This window comes from Pseudomonas sp. NPDC096917 (genome assembly GCF_044762555.1).
Taxonomy (GTDB): Bacteria; Pseudomonadota; Gammaproteobacteria; order Pseudomonadales; family Pseudomonadaceae; genus Aquipseudomonas.
This window is the reverse complement of record NZ_JBIWEO010000001.1, coordinates 1-25,351: the sequence shown is the minus strand read 5'-3', so window position 1 is coordinate 25,351 and position 25,351 is coordinate 1. Positions and strand designations below refer to the sequence as shown.

20 protein-coding genes, 1 tRNA gene, 3 rRNA genes and 2 pseudogenes are annotated in these 25,351 nt (G+C 56.2%); 6 read left to right on the top strand and 20 right to left on the bottom strand.

Annotation, left to right across the window (positions count from 1 at the left end; all coding sequences use genetic code 11):
- Positions 1–107 precede the first annotated feature (107 nt).
- Positions 108–854 (bottom strand): LytR/AlgR family response regulator transcription factor, encoded by a 747-nt coding sequence (locus ACIQYF_RS00130; RefSeq protein WP_402855096.1) that lies wholly within the window; start codon positions 852–854, stop codon positions 108–110.
- Positions 851–967 (bottom strand): annotated as a pseudogene (locus ACIQYF_RS00125) (sensor histidine kinase); the annotation flags it as partial. The gene ACIQYF_RS00130 and the pseudogene ACIQYF_RS00125, both read right to left, overlap by 4 nt.
- Before the next feature lie 271 nt (positions 968–1,238).
- On the opposite strand from ACIQYF_RS00125, the gene argH reads away from it, so the two are divergent.
- Complete coding sequence (gene argH, locus ACIQYF_RS00120; RefSeq protein WP_402855093.1) at positions 1,239–2,633, top strand: argininosuccinate lyase; 1,395 nt, start codon at positions 1,239–1,241, stop codon at positions 2,631–2,633.
- A gap of 159 nt (positions 2,634–2,792) precedes the next feature.
- Here argH and ACIQYF_RS00115 read toward each other — a convergent pair whose 3' ends face one another.
- Complete coding sequence (locus ACIQYF_RS00115; protein WP_402855090.1) at positions 2,793–3,452, bottom strand: glutathione S-transferase family protein; 660 nt, start codon at positions 3,450–3,452, stop codon at positions 2,793–2,795.
- 126 nt (positions 3,453–3,578) lie between these two features.
- Here ACIQYF_RS00115 and ACIQYF_RS00110 point away from each other — a divergent pair, with 126 nt between their 5' ends.
- The gene (locus ACIQYF_RS00110) at positions 3,579–3,863 is read left to right on the top strand and encodes a hypothetical protein (protein WP_402855087.1); all 285 of its coding nucleotides are present in this window, start codon (positions 3,579–3,581) and stop codon (positions 3,861–3,863) included.
- An 8-nt stretch (positions 3,864–3,871) separates the two neighbouring features.
- Here the strand turns inward: ACIQYF_RS00110 and dibA are convergent, their stop codons facing one another.
- Positions 3,872–5,794, bottom strand: coding sequence for a phosphodiesterase DibA (gene dibA / locus ACIQYF_RS00105; protein WP_402855084.1), 1,923 nt, complete (start codon positions 5,792–5,794; stop codon positions 3,872–3,874).
- Between the two features lie 149 nt (positions 5,795–5,943).
- Here dibA and desA point away from each other — a divergent pair, with 149 nt between their 5' ends.
- Complete coding sequence (desA, locus tag ACIQYF_RS00100; RefSeq protein ID WP_402856148.1) at positions 5,944–7,128, top strand: delta-9 fatty acid desaturase DesA; 1,185 nt, start codon at positions 5,944–5,946, stop codon at positions 7,126–7,128.
- A gap of 92 nt (positions 7,129–7,220) precedes the next feature.
- On the opposite strand, the gene ACIQYF_RS00095 is transcribed toward desA, so the two are convergent.
- The 3 genes from ACIQYF_RS00095 to gabD form a co-directional block, all read right to left on the bottom strand.
- Positions 7,221–8,432: an HDOD domain-containing protein gene (locus ACIQYF_RS00095; RefSeq protein ID WP_402855082.1), complete on the bottom strand. Its 1,212-nt coding sequence runs from the start codon at positions 8,430–8,432 to the stop codon at positions 7,221–7,223.
- A 145-nt stretch (positions 8,433–8,577) separates the two neighbouring features.
- Complete coding sequence (gabT, locus tag ACIQYF_RS00090) at positions 8,578–9,861, bottom strand: 4-aminobutyrate--2-oxoglutarate transaminase (RefSeq protein ID WP_402855080.1); 1,284 nt, start codon at positions 9,859–9,861, stop codon at positions 8,578–8,580.
- 178 nt (positions 9,862–10,039) lie between these two features.
- Positions 10,040–11,482, bottom strand: coding sequence for an NADP-dependent succinate-semialdehyde dehydrogenase (gabD, locus tag ACIQYF_RS00085; RefSeq protein WP_402855078.1), 1,443 nt, complete (start codon positions 11,480–11,482; stop codon positions 10,040–10,042).
- A gap of 349 nt (positions 11,483–11,831) precedes the next feature.
- On the opposite strand from gabD, the gene ACIQYF_RS00080 reads away from it, so the two are divergent.
- Together ACIQYF_RS00080 and ACIQYF_RS00075 are read left to right on the top strand one after the other, a co-directional pair.
- Positions 11,832–11,908 (top strand) — tRNA-Arg (locus ACIQYF_RS00080).
- 134 nt (positions 11,909–12,042) lie between these two features.
- Positions 12,043–12,459, top strand: coding sequence for a VOC family protein (locus ACIQYF_RS00075; RefSeq protein WP_402855075.1), 417 nt, complete (start codon positions 12,043–12,045; stop codon positions 12,457–12,459).
- Between the two features lie 113 nt (positions 12,460–12,572).
- Here ACIQYF_RS00075 and ACIQYF_RS00070 read toward each other — a convergent pair whose 3' ends face one another.
- From ACIQYF_RS00070 to ACIQYF_RS00035, 8 genes are all read right to left on the bottom strand, one after another.
- Complete coding sequence (locus ACIQYF_RS00070; RefSeq protein ID WP_402855073.1) at positions 12,573–14,054, bottom strand: YdgA family protein; 1,482 nt, start codon at positions 14,052–14,054, stop codon at positions 12,573–12,575.
- A gap of 305 nt (positions 14,055–14,359) precedes the next feature.
- Positions 14,360–15,805: an efflux transporter outer membrane subunit gene (locus ACIQYF_RS00065; RefSeq protein ID WP_402855070.1), complete on the bottom strand. Its 1,446-nt coding sequence runs from the start codon at positions 15,803–15,805 to the stop codon at positions 14,360–14,362.
- Positions 15,802–16,704: an efflux RND transporter periplasmic adaptor subunit gene (locus ACIQYF_RS00060; RefSeq protein ID WP_402855067.1), complete on the bottom strand. Its 903-nt coding sequence runs from the start codon at positions 16,702–16,704 to the stop codon at positions 15,802–15,804. The genes ACIQYF_RS00065 and ACIQYF_RS00060 overlap by 4 nt, the downstream gene beginning before the upstream one ends.
- Entirely contained in the window at positions 16,701–16,910 is a 210-nt protein-coding gene (locus tag ACIQYF_RS00055; RefSeq protein ID WP_402855064.1) for a DUF1656 domain-containing protein, read from the bottom strand. The genes ACIQYF_RS00060 and ACIQYF_RS00055 overlap by 4 nt, the downstream gene beginning before the upstream one ends.
- Entirely contained in the window at positions 16,907–18,997 is a 2,091-nt protein-coding gene (locus ACIQYF_RS00050; RefSeq protein ID WP_402855061.1) for an FUSC family protein, read from the bottom strand. The genes ACIQYF_RS00055 and ACIQYF_RS00050 overlap by 4 nt, the downstream gene beginning before the upstream one ends.
- Positions 18,994–19,425, bottom strand: coding sequence for a MarR family winged helix-turn-helix transcriptional regulator (locus ACIQYF_RS00045; RefSeq protein ID WP_402855058.1), 432 nt, complete (start codon positions 19,423–19,425; stop codon positions 18,994–18,996). The genes ACIQYF_RS00050 and ACIQYF_RS00045 overlap by 4 nt, the downstream gene beginning before the upstream one ends.
- A gap of 100 nt (positions 19,426–19,525) precedes the next feature.
- Positions 19,526–19,783: a DUF2789 domain-containing protein gene (locus tag ACIQYF_RS00040; RefSeq protein ID WP_402855055.1), complete on the bottom strand. Its 258-nt coding sequence runs from the start codon at positions 19,781–19,783 to the stop codon at positions 19,526–19,528.
- A complete protein-coding gene (locus ACIQYF_RS00035; protein WP_402855052.1) occupies positions 19,764–21,389 on the bottom strand; it encodes a glycosyltransferase family 39 protein in 1,626 nt (541 codons plus the stop codon). The genes ACIQYF_RS00040 and ACIQYF_RS00035 overlap by 20 nt, the downstream gene beginning before the upstream one ends.
- A 252-nt stretch (positions 21,390–21,641) precedes the next feature.
- Between ACIQYF_RS00035 and ACIQYF_RS00030 the strand changes: the two genes are divergently transcribed.
- Positions 21,642–22,340 carry a GntR family transcriptional regulator gene (locus tag ACIQYF_RS00030; RefSeq protein WP_402855049.1) on the top strand — a complete coding sequence of 233 codons (699 nt, stop codon included), beginning with the start codon at positions 21,642–21,644 and terminating at the stop codon, positions 22,338–22,340.
- A gap of 47 nt (positions 22,341–22,387) precedes the next feature.
- On the opposite strand, the gene ACIQYF_RS00025 is transcribed toward ACIQYF_RS00030, so the two are convergent.
- From ACIQYF_RS00025 to ACIQYF_RS00005, 5 genes and pseudogenes are all read right to left on the bottom strand, one after another.
- Positions 22,388–23,173, bottom strand: coding sequence for a methyl-accepting chemotaxis protein (locus ACIQYF_RS00025; protein ID WP_402856145.1), 786 nt, complete (start codon positions 23,171–23,173; stop codon positions 22,388–22,390).
- A gap of 69 nt (positions 23,174–23,242) precedes the next feature.
- Positions 23,243–24,268: pseudogene (locus tag ACIQYF_RS00020) on the bottom strand (cache domain-containing protein); the annotation flags it as partial.
- A 512-nt stretch (positions 24,269–24,780) separates the two neighbouring features.
- Positions 24,781–24,896: ribosomal RNA gene (gene rrf / locus ACIQYF_RS00015) — 5S ribosomal RNA — on the bottom strand.
- A gap of 106 nt (positions 24,897–25,002) precedes the next feature.
- A 5S ribosomal RNA gene (gene rrf / locus ACIQYF_RS00010) occupies positions 25,003–25,118 on the bottom strand.
- Positions 25,119–25,275: 157 nt separating this feature from the next.
- A 23S ribosomal RNA gene (locus tag ACIQYF_RS00005) occupies positions 25,276–25,351 on the bottom strand; the annotation flags it as partial.

Genomic DNA, 25,351 nt, shown 5'->3' with positions numbered 1-25,351 from the left:
ACGGCTGATAATAACAGCTCAGCCAAAACAGCTTTGACTTGTATCAGAAAGTACGTGGCCTCCCTGGCCCAAAACCCTCCCCCCGTACGCTCTGTAGCCCTGCAAGGCTAAAGCTGCTGCATCATTTTTCGCACACCCGCGACGTGACGCCGGCTAACAATCAGCGCATCGCCATTGAGCCCCTTGAGGAACAACTGGAAATGCCCCAACGGCGTGCGTTGCAAGCGCTCTATGCGATCACGTGCCACCAGTGCATTGCGGTGGATGCGCACAAAACGCTCACCGAATTCGTCTTCAAGGGCCTTGAGCGGCTCATCGAGCAGCACTTCACCGCCCTCGTGACGCAAGGTCACGTATTTATGGTCAGCAATGAAGTAAATCACTTTGTCGATGGGGATCAGCTCGATGCCTTTTCGGGTTCGGGCACTGATATGGCTGCGCGGGCCGCTGCCCGTTTGCGCAGCAGGCCGCGTGAGGGTCGCCAGTTGCACGCGATTAGGTCGGTGGGCGTTTTTCAAAGCCGCACTCAAGGCGTCAGCGCTGACAGGTTTGTGCACGTAGCTGACGCCGCTGTCTTGCAGGGCCTGCACGGAAAACTCGTCAGGCGCTACGCAAAACACCACCGCGGGTGGCAGTTCACGCTCACATAATTTGGCTGCTACCTGTAACCCGTCGAGGCCCGGCATCTGGATGTCGAGAAGAACGATATCCGGTTTCAGACTTTCGATAAGGTTCAGGGCCTCTTCGCCATGAGTGGCAGCAGGCTCTAGCAACGTATAACCCCCAGCGGCGCTGAGCAAACGGCTCAAATGTTCGCGGGCCGAGGTTTCGTCATCAACGATCAGGACATTCATATAGCGCTGTATTCCTGCGTGAGTCTCGCACAAGGATAGCGTAGACAGGTGAAGTGACAACTGTCACGGCGATCCACGCTAAGACTAGCGCGAAGGCCAAAAAGTGCCGCAAGTGGCACAGCAAAATTCACCTGTGTCTGTTGCTCGATTTAATACCGGATACGTCTAACAAGCTACAACGACCTGCAAAGACTGATCCATACGAGCAACTGTAGACGTTTGCCAAGACGAAAGTGACCAATTGAGACATTTCATTGCGGTATTTTGTTTATACCTCACTTCATCTAAAACCTGCCGACCTGCGTCAACGCCTTGAATGGCAACCCTGTTATGATCTGCAACAACGTTTTTATGTACTCCACTCAGCCGATTACGAGCGAATCCATGAGCACCGACAAGACCAATCAGTCCTGGGGCGGCCGCTTCAGTGAACCCGTCGACGCCTTCGTTGCGCGCTTCACTGCCTCCGTCACTTTCGACCAGCGCCTTTATCGCCACGACATCATGGGCTCTGTGGCCCACGCCACCATGCTGGCCAAGGTCGGCGTACTGACCGATGCCGAGCGCGACAGCATCATCGAAGGGTTGAAAACCATCCAGAGCGAAATCGAGGCCGGCACCTTTGATTGGCGTATCGACCTGGAAGACGTGCACATGAACATCGAGGCGCGCCTCACCGATCGCATCGGCGTGACCGGTAAAAAGTTGCACACCGGCCGCAGCCGTAACGACCAGGTAGCGACCGATATTCGCCTGTGGCTGCGCGATGAAATCGACATCATCCTGGCTGAAATTACGCGACTCCAGAAAGGCCTGCTAGAGCAAGCCGAGCGCGAAGCCGAGACCATCATGCCGGGCTTCACGCACCTGCAAACGGCTCAGCCTGTGACTTTCGGCCACCATATGCTGGCCTGGTTCGAAATGCTGAGCCGCGACTACGAGCGCCTCGTCGACTGCCGCAAGCGCACCAACCGCATGCCTCTGGGCAGCGCCGCACTGGCTGGTACGACCTACCCGATCGACCGCGAGCTGACCGCTCAATTGCTGGGCTTTGACGCTGTGGGTGGCAACTCGCTGGACAACGTTTCCGATCGCGATTTCGCTATCGAATTCTGCGCCGCCGCCAGCATCGCGATGATGCACTTGTCGCGCTTCTCCGAAGAGCTGGTGTTGTGGACCAGCGCTCAATTCCAGTTCATTGATCTGCCAGACCGTTTCTGCACTGGCAGCTCGATCATGCCGCAAAAGAAAAACCCCGACGTGCCCGAACTGGTGCGTGGCAAAAGTGGCCGTGTCTTCGGCGCACTGATGGGCCTGCTGACCCTGATGAAAGGCCAGCCGTTGGCCTACAACAAGGACAATCAGGAAGACAAAGAGCCGCTGTTCGACGCTGCCGACACCTTGCGTGATTCGCTGCGGGCCTTTGCTGACATGATCCCGGCGATCAAGCCCAAGCACTCGATCATGCGTGAGGCGGCACTGCGCGGGTTCTCGACTGCGACCGACCTGGCCGACTATCTGGTTCGCCGCGGCTTGCCGTTCCGTGACTGTCACGAGATCGTGGGCCATGCCGTGAAGTACGGCGTGGAGACGGGCAAAGACCTGGCTGAAATGAGCCTGGAAGAACTGCGCCAGTTCAGTGATCAGATCGAAGACGACGTATTTGCCGTGCTGACCCTGGAAGGTTCGGTCAATGCGCGTAATCACATCGGCGGCACTGCACCTGCACAGGTGAAAGCAGCGGTTGTTCGCGGCAAGGCGTTGCTGGCCAACCGTTAAGCAACACGTTGTAGCCGCTGCCGCAGGCTGCGTAAGGCTGCAAGGCCTTCAGAGATGGGGCTGCTTCGCCCCCTCTTGCAGCCTGCGGCAACGGCTACACGTTTTTTATCCTGCTGTTTTGATGCGTTCCAGGAACAGCGCCATACCCTCCATTAGCCGTTATTTTTTACTGCTGACCCACGCCAGAAACTGCGGCATTGCGGCTTCTCTGTCCGCTGCAATGCGCTGCACGTGCGGGTTTTGCTCAAAGCGCTCAAGAAGCGCCTTGGCCGCTGGCAACTCGGCCAACAGGTCCAGATTGAACACTTTATGACCTACAGCACACGCCAGGTTGACGCTGTAGAGAAAGTAAATGTCCGCCACACTCAGCGTTTCGCCAGCGACATAGGGTGAGAATTTTCCGTGGCGTGCGAGCGAAGAGATGCCTTGAAGCAATTCGGCCTTGGCTTTTTTCTTGATGGCCTCGGGCACTTGCATACCGAAGAAAGCCTCGGCGTAGCAAGCACGGGCAGGCAGCTCGATGTACAACTCGATTTCTTTAGCCAGCGCCCATACTTGCGCCCGCTCGAATGGTTCGCTCGGCAGCAGTTTTGGGCCAGGCTGAGTGTGTTCGATGTAGTCGAGAATAACGCTGGTTTCGTTGACGAAGCCCTGCTCGACGCCCAGCACCGGCACCTTAGCGCACGGGCTTATGCTGAGTGCCTCAGGGGTTTGCCCGGCAAAAAATGGCACCTCCTCAAACGGCAGGTCCTTTTCCAACAGCGCCAGCTTGACCATGTTGTAGTAGTTACTGACCGCAAATCCATAAAGCTTGAGCATTACGTATGCCTCCAGGCCGTGTTGGGGTTGGCTGCGGCTGTTATAGAGCTTCGCCGCTAAGCTGGCTAGCAGCATCACTTCGGTGAATACCGCTAAACTGCCGGTCTTAACTTAAGGAGCCTGCCCGTGAGCGAGCCAACAGATATCGACAACGACGAAGAAGAGTTCACCGAGTCCACACTGATCCAGGCGATTGAGAACCAGATTGAAAGCGGCAATCCTCCAGCCGCCAACGCTACGCTCAACAAGTTGACACTGGTCGGTTACGAGCGCGAAGAGATTCTGAACTTGATGGCCCACGTGCTGGCCGTGGAAATAGACGCGATGCTCGATGAGGATCGCGCCTTTAACACCGAGTGGTACGAGACGGCGCTTCGTGCACTGCCTGAGTTGCCACCCGAGAAGTCGTAACGCTTAGCTCAGCGATTGATCGCAGGCGCTCGCTGCCAATCCAATTCACTGGCCGGCATCGGGCGCCCGAACCAGTAGCCCTGGCCCAGATCGCAGTTGAGGTTGAGCAGGAACTGCGCCTGTTCAATTTGCTCAATCCCTTCGGCATGCACCTGCAGCCCCATGCTCTGAGAAAGAGCGATGACCGCGCGAACAATCGCCACGTCGTCGTTATCCTCAGGCAGCCCGGCGACAAATCCCTGATCGATTTTGAGTTTCTGCACCGGCAGGCGCTTAAGCCGCAGCAGTGATGAGAAACCGGTACCAAAGTCATCTATGGCCAAGCGCAAACCCAGCGCTCGCAGCCGGTGCATCTGCTCCAGCGCGCCTTGCGAGTCATCCATTACCGCGCTTTCGGTGACTTCAAGCTCCAGCAAGGCCGGGTCTAGCCCAGTGTCCGCCAGCACGGTTGAAACCAGCGTGTACAACTCCGGACGGGCAAACAGACGGCTGGATATGTTCACGGCCACGAACGACAAGTCCACACCTGCCAATTGCCACTGACACATCTGCCAACACGCTTGCTCCAACACCCAAGCGTCGATTTCGGCAATCAGCCCGGTTCGTTCGGCGATCGGAATAAACTCGCCCGGCGCCACCAGGCCTCGCAGCGGATGCTCCCAGCGCACCAAGGCTTCAACGCCAATCAATCGACTGGTGTTCAGGTCATGCACGGGCTGGTAGTAAACCCGCAGCTCATGCTGCTCCAGCGCTCGGCGCAGGTCGCTGGCCACCTCGATCCGGTTCAGGGCATGCACCGTGAGTTCTTCGGTATACAAGGCGTAGCCTTCACGGCCCGCATTTTTGGCCTTGAACAAGGCTGAGTCCGCGTTACGCAGCAACTGTTCGGCGTTCAGCGCGTCACCGGGGAACACGCTGATACCCACGCTGGCACTGATAAACAGCTGATACTTTTCGATATCAAAAGCGGCCTTCATGACCTCCAGCACCTGTTGCGCCAAGGTTTCTGCCTGGCTGGCTGAAGAGCAGTTTTCTATCAGCACGGCAAATTCGTCGCCACCCAATCGGGCCACGGTAAAACCTTTGCCAAAAACAGCCTGCAGACGCCCGCTGACCGCTTTAAGTAAAAGATCTCCGACGTTATGGCCCAGGCTGTCATTAATAATTTTGAAATGATCGAGGTCGATCATTAGCAGCGTGCAGCCTGACGTATGACGTTGCGCGGTGACCAGCGCCTGTTCGGTGCGGTCGGTGAACAGCAGCCGATTAGGCAAATCGGTCAGCGGATCATGATGGACCAGCCGTGCCAAATCACTCTGCGACTGTTTAATCGCCGAGATATCCGTAAACACCGCGACGTAGTGGCTGATTTGCCCTTTGGAATCGTTGATCGCCCGCACGGTTTGCCATTGCGGATAGATTTCACCGCTTTTGCGGCGATTCCAGATCTCGCCCTGCCAGTCACCGCTGTCTCTTAATGACTTGAACACTGCCTGATAGAACTCAGGGCCATGATGGCCTGATTTGAACATGTTGGGTCGTCGGCCCAGCACCTCTTCTACCGTATATCCGGTGATTTCAACCAGAGCGCGATTCACATGCACAATCACACCCTTGCGGTCGGTGACCAGCACCCCTTCGCGGGTGCAATCAAAGACCACCTCAGCCTGGCGCAGACGCTCTCGGTCCTGGCGTTGACGCTTCAGGCTGGCGCTCCCCCCCAAAAAGCTCAACAACCGGGCGCGGGCGACAAAAATCAGTACAGCGCTGACAAACGCCCAAATGTAGCTATTTATCAGTTGCCAATGCGCCAGCTGGGTCGGATCATCGAAAGATCTGGTTAATAAATGATCAGTAAGCTGGAGCCAGACTACCGATAGCAACCCGTATAACAAGGCTGCACGCAAGGCATCGCGATAAGAAACCGACATAAGAAAGTTATAACGCCTACAAAAAAAGGGGAATTATAGTGTAAGAAACATCCGGGCACTCTTCTCTGAAAGGGCGACTGGTTTTATCTGGCTGCATGGTGATAATGCGTGTTGCAGTTTTTTTCATCTTCCCGAGGGCCAAACAGCCTATGTGGTACAACGGTTTTCTCGACTTGTCAGCCTGGCAACTGGTTGCAGTCACCCTGTTGATGACCCACGTGACCATCATCGGTGTCACGGTTTATCTACACCGCTATTCAGCGCACCGCTCACTTGAACTCAACGGTGGCCTGAAACATTTCTTCCGCTTCTGGCTGTGGCTGACCACGGCTCAGAACACGCGCGAGTGGACGGCGATCCACCGCAAACACCACGCCAAGTGTGAAACCGTTGATGACCCGCACAGCCCGGTCGTTAAAGGGTTATCGACCGTTTTGCGAAAAGGTGCAGAGCTTTATCGCGAAGAAGCACAAAACCCTGAAACGCTGCGTATTTACGGCAAAAATTGCCCTGAAGACTGGATTGAGCGAAACCTTTACTCGCGCTACAAGCTGCTGGGCGTGATGTTGATGCTGGCTATCGACTTGCTGCTGTTCGGCGCCATCGGGCTGACGATCTGGGCGATCCAGATGATGTGGATCCCGGTTTGGGCGGCAGGCGTTGTAAACGGTTTAGGCCATGCAGTGGGTTATCGCAACTTTGAATGCCGCGACGCCGCGACCAATCTGGTGCCGTGGGGCATCATCATTGGCGGCGAGGAGCTGCACAACAATCACCACACCTACCCGAACTCGGCCAAGATGTCGGTCAAGAAGTGGGAGTTCGACTTGGGCTGGGCCTGGATCAAAGTGTTCAGCTTTTTGCGTCTGGCCAAGGTTCAGCGTGTCGCGCCTATCGCCCACCGGGTCGAAGGCAAAGGCAATCTGGACATGGACACCGCGATGGCGATCCTCAACAACCGTTTCCAGATCATGGCTCAGTACCGCAAGTTGGTCATCGCGCCGCTGGTTCAGCAAGAGCTGGCCAAGGTCGATCATTCGGTGCGCCACCAGTTCCGCCGCGCCAAGCGTCTGCTCTCGCGTGAAACCAGCCTGCTTGAAGATCGCCATCACCAGCGTATCGAAACCCTGCTGGAGCACAGCCACTCGCTCAAAGTGATTTACGAGAAGCGTTTGGCGTTGCAACAGATATGGGTCAAGACCAGCAGCAATGGCCACGACATGCTGGCGGCGATCAAGGAATGGGTACACGAGGCAGAAGCGAGCGGAATCCATTCGCTGAACGAGTTTGCCAAGCAATTGAAAACTTACTCGCTGCGTCCGGCAGCGGTGTGAGATCTGGTTAGCTCCCACCCATGTGGGAGCTAACCAAGGTTGTGATTTTTGATGCTTGAACACGATCAACAGATCGCAGCCTTCGGCAACGCCTACGCCTTGATCAACCGCGATAGCTCAGAGGTGCCGATTTTCAAGAGGCGAGCTGTTTTGCTTTGAGCCAATGCCTCGATGCCTTCTTCTGATTCCAGAATGGCCGCCTGACCCACCAGGTTCATGACCAGCGCTTCACGCGAATACACCCCGCCACCCAAGTGATAGACCGCCGCGATCAACTCGCGCAATTCCAGCGGCAGGCGCCAGCGCGTGCGCAGTGCGGAGCCATAAGCGGCACCAAATTCGGCCAGCGACTCGTCAATCGTTGACGTGTCCAGTTCGCCGCCCGCCTCCTGCCACTCCTGCAAACACCGCAACACGGCCAGGTCGCCCAAGCGATGCAGCAAGCCTGCGCAATAGCAGCGCTCCTGGTCCAGGTTCAGCATGTTTGCCAACGTTCGACCATACTCAGCCGCCCGCAGTGACACGCCCCATTGGTGTGCGGCGTAATCGGCTAAACGAGGGTCGCTCAGGTACGCGCTGTACTTAAGTGTGAGCCCTTGCACTAGGTTCATGCTTTGCGCAGGTCCGAGCCGTTGTAACGCGTGGGCAAGCGACTGGGCTGGGCGCGTGAGGTGCTGCGCCGCGCTGTTGGCCGCAGCAATCAGCACAGCGGTAATGTGTGGATCGGTGCGCACTTCCTGTTCCAGCAAAGCCAGGTCCAACCCGTCTGGACTCAAGCTGCTTTTGACCGCCGATCGAGCGTCAACCCACAACGGCGCACCGTCTGAAGACACTCGGCGCTGTGTCAGAAAGCGCTTGAGGGTCATGCCTGGGGCTAGCTCTGGCACGTCGCACAACACTTCTTGCCCAGCGCTCAGCAACAGCCCGTGCAGACGTTGGGTCAGACCGTTCATGTCCAGCGGTTTAGTCAGGTAGGCGGTCGGCGCCAGCGGCAACACTTCACGCACACTGGCGCTGTCATTGCGGCTGCTCAACAAAATAAACGGTAATACCGGGCTATGGCGGCGTTGGCGCACAGCACGCAAGACGTCTAGACCGCTAACCCCCGGAAGATCCCGGTCTGCGATCACCAGGTCATAGCTTTTTTGACCCAGCAACACGAGCGCTTGCTGGCCTTCACCACACACGTCCAGTTGTGCGTCACAGCGCACACTCAAGACCACTTGTTTGAGCAAGTCCCGAGACCAAGGATCGGCCTCTGCAATCAATACACTCGGTACTGCGGATAAATCTACAACAGTCATGCAATTTGCTCCCAGCGCAATGCCTGCACCTTAGTCAAAGGCAGCGCGTGGATACAGAAAAAAGCATGTAAATAGCCTGCTCAAACCAAAAAAAACCGCCGAAGCGGTTTTTTTTGTCTATCGAGTCACATCTTCACTGTCGGGCTTACGCCAGCTCAGCGAAGCACTCTTCGATAATGGCCAGGCCTTTGTCCAGTTGCTCGTCTGGCGAGGTCAACGGAACTAGCACGCGCAATACGTTGCCGTAAGGGCCGCACGACAGCAGGATCAGACCTTTTTCTCGTGCTTTAGCGACTACTTGAGCCACGGCTGCAGCGTTTGGTTTGTGCGAGTCGCCGCCTTCGAAAAGCTCGACAGCGATCATGGCGCCCAACGCACGTACATCGCCGATCACCGGGTGCTTGGCCTGGATGGCTTTGAGGCCAGTTACCAGGCGCTCGCCGACCGCTTTGCAGCGATCCAGCAGGTGCTCTTCTTCAAACACTTCGAGCACGGCCAGTGCCGCTGCGCATGCAATCGGGCTACCGGCATAGGTGCCGCCCAGGCCGCCTGGAGCAATGGCGTCCATCAGCTCAGCCTTGCCACACACACCGGCCAGCGGGAAGCCGCCAGCGATGGATTTAGCGAAGGTGGTCAGGTCGGCAGTGACGCCCATCTGTTCCATGGCGAAGAACGTACCGGTACGACCAGCGCCGGTTTGTACTTCGTCCGCGATCAGCAGAATGCCGTGTTTGTCGCACAGTTCGCGCAGCCGAGCCATGAACGCCTTCGGCGCCACGTAGAAACCACCTTCGCCCTGAACAGGCTCGATGATGATGGCGGCGATGTCTTTAGGCTCGGCATCGTTCTTGAAGATGCGTTCGATGCTGGCGATGGAATCGTCAACGCTGATGCCATGCAGCTCGCATGGGTACAGTGCGCGGAAGATACCGCCTGGCATCAGGCCCATGCCCGCCGAATACGGTACTACTTTGCCGGTCAGGCCCAGGGTCATCATGGTGCGACCGTGGTAAGCGCCGGTGAAGGCGATTACGCCAGCACGGCCAGTAGCTGCACGGGCGATCTTGACGGCGTTTTCGACCGCTTCAGAACCGGTTGTGACCAGCAGGGTTTTCTTGTCGAAATTACCCGGCACTTTGGCGTTGATTTTTTCGCACAGCTCTACGTACGGCTCGTACGCCAGTACCTGGAAGCAGGTGTGGGTCAGCTTGGTCAGTTGCTCTTGCACGGCAGCAATGATTTTTGGGTGCAGGTGACCGGTGTTCAGTACCGCGATACCGCCTGCGAAGTCGATGAATTCACGACCTTCAACGTCAGTCACGGTAGCGTTTTTTGCCGATTCGGCAAAAATCGGGTGGATCTGGCCAACGCCGCGCGGGACTGCGGCTTCACGGCGTTTCATCAGAGATGCGTTGGTCTTGTTGCTCATGGTGTTCCTCATTCGCTGCTTATCAAGCAGCGTGGTTCAAGGCTGACGCGCCAAGGAGACACTCATGCCAGCATGCGATGATCGACTGGCATGGCGCACCCGGCCACAAAAGTTAACAGTTTGAAACGCAGAAGAAGCATCGCTCTCGTGCCTCTTCTGCTTGAACCACCCGCCGGGTTTAGATACCCAGGCAGAGATATTTGATTTCCAGGTAGTCTTCGATGCCGTACTTGGAACCTTCACGGCCCAAGCCCGATGCCTTGATCCCGCCGAACGGGGCGACTTCGTTGGAAATCAGGCCGGTGTTGACGCCGACCATGCCGTATTCCAGGGCTTCTGCCACACGGAAGACGCGGCTCAGGTCGCGGGCATAGAAGTACGACGCCAGACCAAATTCGGTGTCGTTGGCCATCGCGATCACTTCAGCCTCGTCTTTGAAGCGGAACAGAGGCGCCAGCGGGCCAAAGGTTTCTTCCTTCGCCACAGCAGCGTTTTTAGGCACGTTGATCAGAATGGTCGGCTCGAAGAAGCTGCCTTCCAGGCTGTTGCCGCCTGCCAGCAAGGTCGCACCTTTGCTCAATGCGTCAGCAATGTGTTCTTTGACTTTGGCTACAGCCTTGTCATCGATCAGCGGGCCAGTGGTGGTGCCTTCGTCCAGACCGTTACCGATCTTCAACTTGGTCACCGCCACTTTCAGTTTTTCGGCGAATGCGTCGTACACACCATCTTGAATGTACAGACGGTTGGCACAGACGCAGGTCTGGCCGTTGTTGCGGTACTTGGAGATGATCGCGCCTTCGACGGCCTTATCCAGGTCTGCGTCGTCGAACACGATGAACGGCGCGTTGCCGCCCAATTCCAGCGACACTTTTTTGATGTCTTTCGCGCATTCGGCCATCAGTTGGCGACCGATTTCGGTCGAGCCCGTGAAGGACAGTTTGCGTACGATCGGGTTGCTGGTCAGCTCGCCGCCGATGTCGCCAGCGCTGCCGGTCACAACGCTCAACACGCCTTTCGGAATGCCGGCACGGTGCGCCAGCTCAACCAGAGCCAAGGCTGAGAACGGGGTTTGCGAAGCAGGCTTGATCACCATCGTGCAGCCAGCGGCCAAAGCCGGGCCCGCTTTACGAGTGATCATGGCCGCCGGGAAGTTCCACGGAGTAATGGCCGCAGTCACGCCAATCGGTTGCTTGATCACGATCAGGCGCTTGTCTGGCTGGTGGCCTGGAATCACGTCGCCATAAATGCGCTTGGCTTCTTCTGCGAACCACTCGATGAACGAAGCGGCGTAAACAATTTCGCCCTTGGCTTCAGCCAGCGGCTTGCCTTGTTCCAGGGTCATCAGGCGACCGAGATCATCCTGGTTTTCAATCAACAGCTCAAACCAGCGACGCAGTTTGGTTGCACGCTCTTTGGCAGTCAGAGCACGCCAGGCTGGCAATGCATTGTCGGCGGCTTCAATCGCACGACGGGTTTCGGCCGCGCCCATTTTTGGCACAGTACCAATAATTTCGCCCGTTGCCGGGTTGTTAACCTTGATCGTCTGACCACCGTCCGCATCCACCCAAGCACCATCGATGTAGGCTTGTTGGCGGAACAACTGTGCGTCTTTGAGCTGCATGTTGGATTTCCTTAACAGCACCGCGCAGGCGCGGAGCGAATTATTGATAGAAGAAAGGCGCCATAGAAGGCTGCCGTCAGGAAGTCATTCACTGGCCAAAGTATCTAAATAGCGCACAAAGAGAAGGCCGTGCGGTTCAGCACTCAGACAAGAGCGTTTGAAATCTCAAACGAATCCTAGGATCAATGGGGGTAAAGGACAATAGGTTGTTCGAAAAAAAGAACAAACGGTGTTGTTTTACCCTTTTCTCACCTGGCCCCCATTAATAGCTCATAACGCGAGAAGAAACACCCCACGAATCATCTCCATGGACGAGCGACACGCAGATGAGTATTATGGCGCCCGCGTTGCACCAGTAGCTCAGCTGGATAGAGTACTGCCCTCCGAAGGCAGGGGTCGTGGGTTCGAATCCCGCCTGGTGCACCATCTTCTTTCCCTTGTTCAAGGGAACTCGCTGCAAAAATCCTCACTACACATTTCTCTGCGCACTCCGCGCAAAGCGTTGTCGTACCTGATCGAAAGCGGGCTAAAGTGTGCGCTCCACGTCAGGAAGACTGCTCATGTTCAGCCATATCCAGATTGGCGCACGGGATGTGCCAGCGATGATTGCTTTTTACGATGCGGTGCTGGCGACGCTGGGGTGGGTGCGCGTGGCTCATGAGCACGAAGACACGGGCCCTGCAGGTGCGGGCTGGCAACGGCCGGGGCACTATTGGCCGCAGTTTTATGTTCAACAGCCATTCAATGGTTTGCCCGCGACATGGGGCAATGGGGTGCAGGTGAGTTTTGGCGCGCACTCTATTGAGCAGGTGAACGCCGCGTGGGAGACAGCTTTGCGGCTAGGTGCCAGTGATGAAGGTGCGCCGGGGGATCGCCCGCAGTATGGCGCCGACTATTACGGGGCGTATTGCCGCGATCCGGAAGGCAATAAGCTGTGCTTTGTGTTTGCGAAGGGGTTGTTGCCTGAGCTGGCGTGACTCGCCATACGTCTTGTGGCAGCGCCGACCGGCGCTCGCTTGCCTGCGATGTAAGCCCCCGATTTGTCTGATCAATCGAGGGGCTGCCATCGCGAGTAAGCTCGTGTGTGCCGTTAAAGGCGGTCTGGGCCGTTTCCGAAGCGGGTGATCATCAGGTTGATGAAGTCTTCCAAGCTCATTTTTTGGCCGTTGAAATCAACCTGGCCTGCTGCGTAGTTGAGTGATGCCAGGATGTTGTTGCCCTCCACTTGCGCCACGCCGGTTTGCACGGCCATGACGCCCGCCATTTCGCTGTTCATGTTGGCCATTTTCTCAATGGTTTGAGGGTCTGTTTGACCGGCCAGTTGCGCCTGAACAACCGACAGGTCGGCAATCATCGGCTTGGACAGCACCAGTTTGGCGTTCAGAGATGTCAGCACTTGCTGGGTCAGCTCGAGCGGAGGTTGTTCGAACGTGGTCGGTGGAGCAAGGCTTACGGCCAGGTTGAAGTCACTTTGGCCATTGGCGGTTTTGATTGTGAACTTTTCCAGCGCCAGCTGTGGCTTGGCCGTCAGCATTTGTTTGACGTCGGCCTGCATCTGGGTCTGTTCAGCCTGGGTCAACGGGGCCACCGTTTTTGTACCGTCAGGTTGCGGCTGGAATTTGGTCTGATAGAGCGTTAATAGCGACTGCATGGACGGAATATCCAGACTGCTGGCCGTCATGATCATTTGCGCACTGCCCACTGGCTTGTCGTCCAGAGTGAAGTCGCCCACGTTGTAGCTCAGGCGCCCGGACATCAGGTTGCCGTTGGCCGACGCAGAACCCGCATATTCGAAGTTTTTGACCTTGGCCACCGATGGGCGCTCGCCGAACGTCAGTTGGCCTTCACTCAACTCCAGAACGTTCTGGCCCAAGTAAAAACCAAAGGCGCTTTTGTTCAAATCACTGGCCACGGTCAGGCCATTGAGTTCGATGCGTGCACGCGGCTTGCCAGGCGTGGTGCTCACAAACTCCAGGTGGTCCATGTAGCCTTTGCCTTTGACATTTTTCCCGTCGGCGTCCGACTGAGCACTCAGGGTCAAGCCGGAAAAAATGAAGTTGGCGTTTTCATCAAGCTTGGCTTCAAGGGGCAACAGCGCCAAATCGCCATCAATCGAGCGGTTGTAGCCAATCGTTACCTGCCCCTTCAGCGGGGACTGGTCTTTGGCAGCTTCAAACCATTTTTCGGTGAACGGGGTTTTTACCAGCGAATAGTTGCTGGTCGCCATGACCGGCATCCACTTGAAGGTTTTGATGCGCGACCATGGCAAAGGACCGTGTTCGATGTGGTCTACAAGCAGAAACACCATCGGCGGCTTGCCCATGTCTCTGTCGTCTTGGATGTCGACTCGGTAATGCGCCGTACTGCTGTATAGATTGCGTTCAAATGAGGCCAGTTCGATGGTGGCGCTGGTCGGGGTGCCCTTGAGCTGTTGCGCCAGTTCAACGTTGGCCTGCTCCAGGGATTGTTCCAGCTCACCCTGAAGCTTGGTCCCGGTGTACCACGCACCCGCAGTATTCAGAGCCCCAGCAATTACAACAATGCCTACCAGTACGCCTAATGGTTTATTCATCAGTTGACCCGTTCAATGTCCGTTGTGTTGAAAGATATGCGGTCTTTGCTGAGCCCTTCATGGGCCGAAAAGTGGCGGCAGGTTAACACTCGCGACAGCCCGACGCTTTTTTCAGCGGCGCCGATGTGCTGCACCGATCAGGCGCTACGCGATCATGGCCGTGAGCATAGCGCTTGAAACCGGCGCCCTAGGGCATTTCTACTCGCCTGACGGATGGCGATACTGATTATTCCTACAAAATTAAAGGCACAGTCCTAATGCCTAAATATTAGCCCTCGCTCGCCATCAACTGCGTGACATTACTGTCATGGTTTCGCGTTGGCCGGCGCGGGTGTACGACTACTTTCCCAGCCGCCCCCCAGGGCCAAAAACAGATCGATCTGGCTCATAGCCACTTGTGTGTTGGCCGCCGCCAATTGCGCCCGAACGTCGGTGTAAGTGCGTGTGGCCTGCAAGTCTGAAAGGAAGGAGGCACGCCCGGCCTGGAAAAACTGATGGGTCTGGTCGGCAGCCGTTTTGGCCGAGGCGCCGGCATCGGCCAATGCATCACGGCGCTGAAGCACGGAGGTGTATTGCACCAGGCTGGTCTGGGTTTCGCGAATAGCGTTCAGCACCACACCATCAAACGTTGCCAGCGCTCCTTGGGTGGCCGCTTCGGCTTCTCGGATCCGCGCTCGGGTACCGTTGGTGGGAATGGTCCAGCTCAACAGAGGACCAAAGCCCCAGCGATTGGTCGGCGCGGTGCCGAGATTGTCCAGTATACCGACAGTGCCAATGGTCGCTCCGATGCTGATGTCCGGGTACAGCGAGCCGGTGGCTACGCCAATTTGAGCCGTTGCCGCCGCCAAATGGCGTTCAGCCTGACGCACGTCCGGACGGCGCTTGAGCAGTGCCGCGCCGTCGCCTACCGGCAGCAGTTGCGCCATATGCGGAAGCTCAGCACAGGTGGCGACGGTGGCAGGCAATTGGTCCAGCGGTTTGGCGAGCAACATCGACAAACGAAACAGTCCCGCCTGACGCAACGCCTCATACTGCGGCAATTGGGCACGCAAGGATTTGAACTGGGTTTCGGAGCGCGTGACCTGGGTTTCATCACCTCGACCAGCATCACGCAGACGCTGAGTCAGGGAGGTGGTTTGCGCTTGCAGTTTTAGCGATTCTTCAGCGATTTGGCGCTCTTCATTGGCCGCACAGACTTGGGTGTAGGCGCGAACAACATCAGCAACCACGGTGATGCGCGCGGTATCAGCAGCCGCCTGGGTCGCATCGGCATTGGCCTGCGCCGCTTCGATGCCGCGTTGCAAGGTGCCCCACAAGTCGAACTGGTAGGAGGTGCTGATGCCGATGTCGCCAACGTTTGCCACGGGTACTTTGTCAGCCAGCAGGAAGGCCTCTCCGGACTCTTGAATACGTTGAGCACCCGCCTTTACCGAAGCACTCCACCCGCCCGCCGATTGCGCTTGTTCAACCTGAGCCCGCGCCCGCGAGAGGTTTGCCGCAGCCACCCGCAGGTTGGTGTTAGAGGCCATGGCCTGACGGACCAACTCGTTCAGCGTCGGGTCTTGGTAGAGCTTCCACCAATCGTTTGGCACCGGCGCCGACACAACGTTGGCGCCCTCACCCGCCAACTCACCCTGCACGTCTGGACGCTGCATGGCCGAGTCTTTGGGCAGTTGATAGTCAGGCCCGAGCATCTGGCAACCTGACAGCAGCAAACCCAGCCCTACGGCTGCCAGGTGAACAGCTTTCATTGCGCCTTCTCCTGCGCAGCCTTGGTCTTGGGTGAGTCCGGGACGATGGAGACAGTCGCGGTACGCCCGGCGATCATGCGGAAGTCTTCAGGGACATCATCAAAGACGATGCGCACAGGAATCCGCTGCGCCAGCCTTACCCAGCTGAATGCCGGGTTCACGTTGGGTAGCAGGTTCTGGCCGCTGGTGCGGTCGCGGTCTTCGATGCCTGCCACGATGCTTTCAACATGGCCGCGCAAGCGGGCGTCATCACCGACCACGCGAATATCAACGCTTTGGCCGACATGAATGCCATCGAGTTTGGTTTCTTCAAAATAACCATCGATGTGGAATGAACTGCTGTCGACAATCGACAAGACGGGTCGCCCGGCTGTCACAAACTCGTTGACCCGCGGCGCGCGGTCGTTGACGTAGCCATCAACCGGGCTTCGCACCACAGTGCGCTCAAGGTTGAGCTGTGCACTGTCGACCGCGACTTCGGCTTCGGTCAGCGCCGCCTGCGCGCGCATTTCACGCGACTGGCTTTCTTCCAACTGCTCACGGGCGACAAGGTTGCCCAGGCCACGGTTGCGTCGGTTTTCACGCTGGGCCTGAGCCAGTGTTTCCTTGCGATCAGCCACTGTCGCCTGAGCCTGACGCAGCGCCAGTTTGTAACGCTCCTGGTCGATGATGAATAACACCTCATCGCGGGTTACGGGCTGGTTGTCACGCACATCCACTTGTTTGATCAGCCCGGACACATCGGGAGAGATTTGCACCACGTCAGCACGGATGTGGCCATCGCGGGTCCACGGGGCAAACATGTAGTACATCGTCATGCGCCAGACCACGACGCAGGCAAACGCCACCACCAATAAGGTAAGAACAACGCTGCCCAAGGTCATTAAAGGTTTTTTCATGTCATTAGATATCGACTAAACGAATCCACAACGCCGAGTAACAGAGCGTAGAGACCGACGTTGAACAATGCCCGGTGCCAGACCAGACGGTAAAAGTGCACACGCGTAAGCAACGCGTGAACCACCAGAAACAGTAAGTAGGTGATACCCATCAACACCAGGAGCGTTGGCAGGAACACCCCGCTGATATCGATCTCTCCGATCATAACGGCGCTCCATCAATGCCCTGAACATGCGGCTGTTGCAGGTTGTCGTTATCCACAATGAATTCAACGCCCGGCAGCAGTGCCAAACGCAAGCCGCTAAGCGCATGGAGCAAGTGAACACGTGCTTCACTTTCCTCTTGCAGGGCGTTTGCATTGAGCGCACGACGGGTTCGGTCCATGGTCATTTGCAGGGCACTGGGCACGGGTAAACGCTCACCGGCTGAGAGGCAGGCGCGAAAGTAATCGCCCACGTCACTGACCACTTGGCGCAGTAACAGTTGCGGCCCGCCTGTGACACGCGGGGCGTAGGCCAGCAAGTCGAGAAGGTTTAGCGCTACGCGCAGTTCACGCAGAGCCACCCCGGTGTCTTGCCCAGTCATAGCCAGGCGCGGCAAGTGCTGCATCAGGCGGTCAAGCATTTGCGACCCCATTTGCCGATGCTCGGCCAAGGTGGCGGGTTTGGTCAGTTTGACGATGTCGCGCCAACTGAAACGGGTCAGTCGTTTGGCCGCGAGCTCGGCGCCAAACGGACGCGAGATCAGGGTCCAGACGAAGGCAAACAGCAGCCCGATCGGACCCGCCAGGTTGGCGTTGATGAAGACTTGGAAGTCAGCATCGTAAGCACCCTGGATGCTGATGAAAGACGCCGTGTTGACGATGGTCAGCAAGGTGCCCAGATAGAACCGCGGCTGAACGGTCAGGGTGCCGACGCAAATAAACGGCACCGCGAATGCTAGCACCAGCATCGGAAAATCATGCAGGTTGGGCAGGATCACAAAGAGGTACAGGCTGGCGAACAATACGGACAGCGATGTCCAGAAGAAGAACCGGTAAATCTGCGGTGCGGGGTCATCCATGGCCGCAAAGAAGCTGCAGGCAACGGCCGCCAGAATGACTGCGCTGGCGCCGTCAGTCCAGCCGAGAAAAATCCACAGTACGCAAGCAATAACGATGGCGGTGACGGTGGAAAACGCCGAATACAGCATCAGGCCACGGTCTAGAAAGGGGGTCAGGCGACCGAGCCGCCAATGCCGGTAAACCGCGCGCCAGACTTCCTGGTCGCGCGTGGCAATGGCCAATTGCAGGCTGCGGCAGTCTTGCCACAAGTCGATCCACTCTCCCAGTCGGTAGAGCACGTTGGACAGCAGTAACTGACGACGATCATCCAGTGCTTCGGCGCTGGGTTGCAGTAATTCCAGCTCTTGGCGCAATGCTTTCCATTGTTCAATCGGGGCGCCCTCACTGGTCTTTTCAAGCCATGTTCGTGCGTGATCCAGCACCGGCGTCACTTTCTCGACCAACTCCGGGGTCCGCCGCTCCAAGGCGTAAAGGGCATCGTCCAGCGCATCAACCACGGGTAGCAAATGGATCATGCGCCCACGCAGTTCTTTGGTGTTGCGCACGGTCTGCGGGTGCGCGCCGTCATGTGGCAACTGGCCAATCATCAACTCAAGGGTGTTGAAGGTCGCCACCATGGATGAACGCAAGCCGCTGGCTTTACTCGGATCTACGTCACGGGCGAGGAAATGCTTGCTGTAATTGGCCGCATCAATGAACCATTTTCTGGCCGAGTCGATAAAGACTGGCGTCAGGCGACGTGGCCAGAACATGCTGCCCACCACTGCCGCACACACGATGCCGAGCATGATTTCTTCGGTACGTGAGACGGCGATGTCAAATACGTTGAGCGGGTTGTCCACAATCGGCAAAGCGATCATCGGCATGGTGTAGCCAGCCAGCATGAAGACGTAGCTATTGGCGGTGCGCAGGTGCAATGACAAGAACAACAGGATGCCCGTCCACAGCGCAATCACCAGCACCAGTAAAAACGGTGTTTGCACAAATAACGGAACAAAGAAAACCGCCGCCGAGGCGCCCAGCAATGTGCCAAGGGCACGGTAGACGGCCTTGGAACTGGTCGGCCCGACGAAGGGGCTGGAGACGATATAGACCGTCGCCATCGCCCAATACGGGCGGGGCATTTCCATCAGCAAGGCGATGTACAGCGCGATCATTGATGCCGCGAACGTGCGCACGCCATAGAACCAGTCGCGAGCGGGCGGCAGGCTGCCGAAGAAGCCGTTCAAGAAGCAGCTCCACTAGGTAGTTGGCCTGCGGCGTCGAAGGCTTTGATCACTCTTAGTGCGGCTTCTTGATCGGCTAAGGAAACACCTGCCAGCGCAGCACGCCGCAGTTGCACAAGTTGCGCTTCAATCGATTGCACCAGCGCACGGCCAGTGTCGGTCAGGCTTAAGGTTTTGGCGCGTCGATCGCTAGCGTCTTCATGACGCAGCACGTAGCCCGCCTTGCACATTTGGTCGAGCAGGCGCACCAGCGATGGACTTTCCATGCCGGCCGCTTGGGCAACAGTGACTTGCCGCACGCCTTCACCCAGACGGCCTATAATCAGCAGCGGCATGGCGCAGGCTTCGGAGATTCCGTAGTTGACCAGCGTGGTTTGGCAGACGCGACGCCAATGGCGAGTCGCAACTACCATTCCGGTGCTGATGCTCATTTGGAGTTGATCAAGAGAGTCAGGCAAGAGGCATCACACATTGTTAGTTTGCTAACTATTAATACTGCGCGGCCAAATGCGCGCAGTCAAGTGTTGCTAATTAATTCTGCCTCCCTGTGATCGGTTTTGCGTGGAGCATCAGGTTTAACTGATCGACCACTTCGGCCCAATCAGCATCGTCAAGAATTTCATTGCGCAAGAAGTCGGCTTGAGAAGTTGTCCAAAAACGCGCATCCGCCAGCTTCAGGCCAGGCTTGAGCGGCGAGTGCGTGGTGACGAATTTTTCAATATCTGTGGGCCCTGCAGGCAAGCCCAATTGCTCGAACAGCGAGGAGAGACTATGGGTGGACGCTTCCATCAGATGAGCTTCCTTTGTGTTCACGGCCACAGTTGTCGGCACCGCAGGTCAAATATAGTCGAACCTGGGTGTCATTGATGATCAGATCCTGGGTTTTATCCCAGCCTGGCGGAATAGGCGCGAAGTCATCGGGTTGTACGCTGCTGCTGACCAGCCAGACGCGACCGGAGGCCGCGGGCAGGTCAACCAGATGATCGACGTAGATTTTGGCGCCATCGGCGTTAACCAGCGTGCCGAAACCATAAGCCGTAGGCCGCCCGGAAAGGCCTTCTGGGGTAGGCGGTGTGTAGAGCATGGGTTGGACATGGGTTGTGTTGTAGTAGACGTAGCTGAAGTACCAGAACAAATCGCTGACGATAATTCGGTCGCCGGGTAAAAACTGCTGATTGACATGCGCAACCAATTGGTCAAAGCGGTCGGCGTCTCCGGTCAGGTTACTGCGCAGCCCCACGCATTCAACGCCAAGGAACAGTGCAAACACTGAGATCGCCAAGGCCCGTCTGTGCTTAAGCAAGCGATCAACCGCTATTGCGACAATTAACGGCAGGCCAAGGGCGGCGCACGTCACATAGCGCTCTATAAACATAGGCGAAGCAAACGAGATCGCGTAAATCATCAGGATCGGCAGCAGGGTGTAAATAACAATCAGGGCGTGAAATTTATAGGGTGTGTCGTCTCTAACGGCGACCCACACAGCCCCCGCAAAGAGCACTAAGGGTGCCAGCCAAAATAATGGCGCTGGAAGATTAGTGCCTTCGCTCTGCATCAGCACCTGCCAGATCATGGACGGCAAAGCTCGAGCATCGACCGGGTTCTCCCAGCCCACATCCCCACCGGCTTTAAGTTCGTCCATGTGTTGCAATAAGTCAGCCAGTCCCGGAAGCCAGGGCGCGAACAACACCACAATGCAGGCGTTGGAAATCCACCAGGCCGGACGCTTGATCAACGCACCCGCCACACTGTTGCGGGTACTCAGAAGCAGCAGATACAACCAGTGCGCGATGACGCAGAAAGCCGTGAAATAGTGGGTGTAAAACGCAGCGGTCATCAGCACGCTGTAGATGATCAGGTAACGGGTTTTATGCGGACTTTTGACCCAGTAGACCAATGCAATCGTTGCCGCGATCAGCCACATTCCCAGTAGCGAGTACATCCGCACTTCCTGGCTGTAGCGCACGGCGGTCGGCAGCAGCGCTAATAAGATGCCCGCGATTAACGCAGCCCGTTGGGTCGCGATGAGGCGTACGAGCCACATCCCAAGGAACACACTTGCGATACCCGGCAGAACGCTCAGGGTGCGAATCGAAACAAGGCTGTCGCCGAATAATGCGATCCAGCCATGCAATAACATGAAATACAGCGGTGGATGAACATCGTGTGCAGCATGGAACCAGATGCCGCTGAGCGAATAGTTGCTCAGCATCAAGCTGGAGCCTTCGTCGCACCAAATTGCAGAGACCGTTGAGCCGTAGAACCGCACTGCCGACGCCAAGAGCACTATGCCCCATAGCCAGGGTTGACGAACCAGTCGGACCAGCATATTGCGGGACGGTTGCAAACGCTGAAACAGTTGCTTGTCCAGATTGTTATTACTAATGACGCCCATCCTTCACCCGCTGTGCATTAAGACTTCGACTGGAGTCGTTTTTACTTTCGCGATTGTAGGGCACAAGCTTCGGCAAAAGGAGACGCTTGCCTGATGTATGTCGCAAGCCTAAAACATAGCGGCCCCTTTCAATCACTTCCTGTCCAGACGCGCTAAACTATTTGTAACTGGGTTTTACACGGATGGAGCCAGTCCCTGACTTAAATTGGATCCAAATAGGCGCGCTTCATTTCTACCCTGAGTCGTATCAATGTGACCGCAAAATACAGTCCTTTAAGCAGTATAGAAATACACGGCCCTATTCCTGCCCATTTGGCGCGGTCAGTGATTGAAGAGGCTTTGCGCAACGCCATCCTCGATGGTCGATTACCCTGCGGTACGGCTATTCGACAGCAAGCATTGGCAGAGTTGTTCGGCGTCAGTCGCATGCCGGTTCGCGAGGCTTTGCGTCAGTTGGAGGCCCAAGGTTTATTGCAGGTCGTGCAAAACAAGGGCGCAGTCGTTGCGCCTTTGATTGAGGACAATTCGCTGGAAACCTATGAGCTTCGCTTCTTACTTGAAGCTCAAGCCTTGCGCTTGTCAGTGCCGCTTTTGAATGAGGAAGATTTGGAGGCTGCCTCTGGCTACATCGAGGCGCTTGAAGCCGAAATTGATTTCGCAAAGATCGGCACTCTCAATAGACTTTTTCACGAAGCGCTTTACCGCAAGGCCCCGAACAAAAAGCTGTTGGCGTTGATCAAAGATGGGCTTGTTGAGGAAGAACGTTTTTTGCGCTTCAACCTTGAACAGATGAACTTGGGCAGGCTGTCTCAGGACGATCACCGGGCCTTACTAAGTCATGCTCGAGCCGGAGATGTTGAAGGCTGTATCGCGGAGTTGGAACTGCATCTACAGCGTGCAATTGAAGCGATTACTCAGTATTTGAGCAGCCAGAAACCAAAACAGCCCTGACATGCAACCTGCCAGGGCTGTGGATAAGCCGGTGAAGTGTCTGAGCCTCAGATTTTAAAGCTGTCGACCAATTGTTTGAGGCGACTCGCTTGCTGCGAAAGCGCATCACAGTCTTTGAGCGTTTCGTTGAGGTTCACCACGCCTTGTTGGTTGAGCAGGTTTATTTGGTTGATATCCACGTTCAGGCTTTCGACTACTGCGGTCTGCTCTTCCGTGGCAGCCGCTACTGATTGGTTCATGCCGTCAATTTCTTCGATACGCTGAGTCACGCTAATCAAACGGGCACCGGCCTGGTTGGCGACCTCAACGCTGTCTTCACTGGAGGTCTGGCTGGCATTCATGGTGCTGACGGCCTCGCGGGAGCCGACTTGCAACGAGGTGATCATTTTGTGGATCTCCTCTGCCGACTCCTGAGTGCGGTGAGCGAGGTTGCGCACCTCATCCGCGACAACGGCAAACCCGCGACCGGCTTCACCCGCACGCGCAGCCTCAATGGCTGCGTTGAGGGCCAGCAAGTTGGTTTGCTGCGAGATACCTTTGATGACATCCAATATGTGACCAATGTTGTCGGTGCTGGCATTCAAGGTTTCGATTTGTGCGCATGACAAACTGATCTTTTGTGAGAGTTCAGTCATTGCCTGGATGGTCAGCTCAACCACTTTGCGGCCATCGTCGGCTTGTTCGCTGGCTCCGCTGGCATGCTGCGAAGCATCTGCGGCATTACGCGCGATCTCCTGGGTGGCAGCCCCCAGTTCGTTTATAGCGGCGGCAACACTGTTGGTACGTGCACTTTGTTCGTCTGAGCCAATAATCGAGGCGTTGGACGACGCCATTACCCGCTCGGACAAGTCGTGTACCTGACGAGTGACGGAGGACACTTCGGAAATAGACGCATGAATACGCTCAACAAACTGATTGAATGAGCCAGCCAACTCACCAAACTCATCTTTGCTCTCAATCACCAGACGGCGTGTCAGATCACCTTCTCCTTGAGCAATATCCTGCATGGCGCGGCCCATCGTTCTGAGTGGACGCATCAGCACTTGAATCAACAGGCTCAGCAGGAGTGCAATTACGGCTACGGCAATAAACATCGCGATTAATGCAGAAGTGCGAAATTTAGAGAGTGGTGCGTAGGCTTTTTCTTTATCCAGTGACTGGCCAATGTACCAGTCTGCAGATGGTAAACCTGTCACAGGGGTAAACGAGATAATCCGCTCCTGACCATTGAGCGTCACGTCCTGGATCCCTTTCTCGATCTTCAGAGAACTGGCGGGGTAGATATCTCGCAGGTTTTTCATCACCTGGTCTTTATCTGGGCTGACGATGACTTGACCGTCGCCGCTCACCAAAAATGCGTAGCCCAGGCCGCCAGAATCCACTGAGTTGATGATCTTGACCAGACTCTCCAGGCTCAAGTCACCACCCACCACCCCCAGTAGTTGGCCATCCTTTTTGACAGGCATGGCGATGGTCACAATCAGACCTCCTACAGCCGCCATGTAAGGCGGTGTAAGCATCGTCCTGCCCGCTTCCACACCTTGCTTGTACCAGGGGCGCTCACGCGGATCATAGCCTTCAGGCATTTTGGCGTCCGGCCGTTGAGTAAACACGCCATTGGTTTGGCCCATGTAGGTGAACTGGAAGTTCGAGGTGAACGCTGGCTGGTCAATCAGTCCTGGGAGGTCAGCTTGACTACCTTGGTGTACAACATTCTGTGCAAGGCTCTCCAGCATCAGGATACGGCCACTCAACCAATTCTGGACGCTGCTGGCAGTCAGGTTACCTGCCTGCTGCACTGACGCTTCAATGTTCTGCCTGATGGTATTTCGTTGTAAGTAGTCGTTGTACAACGTGAACAACGCAAACGCCAAAACTACTACGCCGGATGCGGCTAGAAGAATTTTATGGCTGAACTTGAGATTCATAGCATGGGACTTCTTAGGCCGAGAGGGGGTATGCGTGCGGGCTCAAACCTCTGTGCAGCCATTAGGGCTGCGGTTCGTTCGGGCCTCAATGCTCAATACACGCATTGTTCATCAGGCTGTCGGCATCAATGGCTGAAAACTTAGCTGTTTGTGGTGGTTATTTGTTTGGTCCTACGAAAGAGCTGTCGCAAGTGCGCGAATAATCTTAAGCCATGGAGGACCACGCCTTGCGTCCACGCCAATCAGGATGGCCATGTCTGCGTAGGAATCAGTTCTTTGAATGTCTGGATTTGTCTATCGGAGCCATTGTTCGGCAGAGGACTGCTCATGCTCGCGTAGAGGCTGCTGAGCGTGTTTTTCCGGCTGGGTGCCGTGCGGGCGGACCTTGGCATCTACGTGAGCACACGTAACGTGTTGACTGGCTGCTTGCGAATAATCTGATGGAGGGCCGTTTATATGACGCAAAAACAAAACCCCTGTCTGCGTTAGCAGACAGGGGTTTCGGAATTCAATCTTGACGATGACCTACTCTCACATGGGGAAACCCCACACTACCATCGGCGATGCATCGTTTCACTACTGAGTTCGGGATGGGATCAGGTGGTTCCAATGCTCTATGGTCGTCAAGAAATTCTGTGACAGATCCGTTAGCAATAACGTGTCTGTGAAAACGTGGTACTTCTATAAAAACAAAATCCCTGTCTGCGTGAGCAGACAGGGATTTTGGAATTTAATCTTGACGATGACCTACTCTCACATGGGGAAACCCCACACTACCATCGGCGATGCATCGTTTCACTACTGAGTTCGGGATGGGATCAGGTGGTTCCAATGCTCTATGGTCGTCAAGAAATTCGGTAGCCAGCTCGTTTACCTTACGGTTAACGCTCCAGCGAATGGGTATGTAATAGAGTCGGTGTTTTGTGAGTTGCAAACTTTCGGTTTGTATCGTCTTCACACACCGCAATCTGGTGCTCTTTCGAGTCAGCAAATTGCTTGGGTGTTATATGGTCAAGCCTCACGGGCAATTAGTATTGGTTAGCTCAACGCCTCACAGCGCTTACACACCCAACCTATCAACGT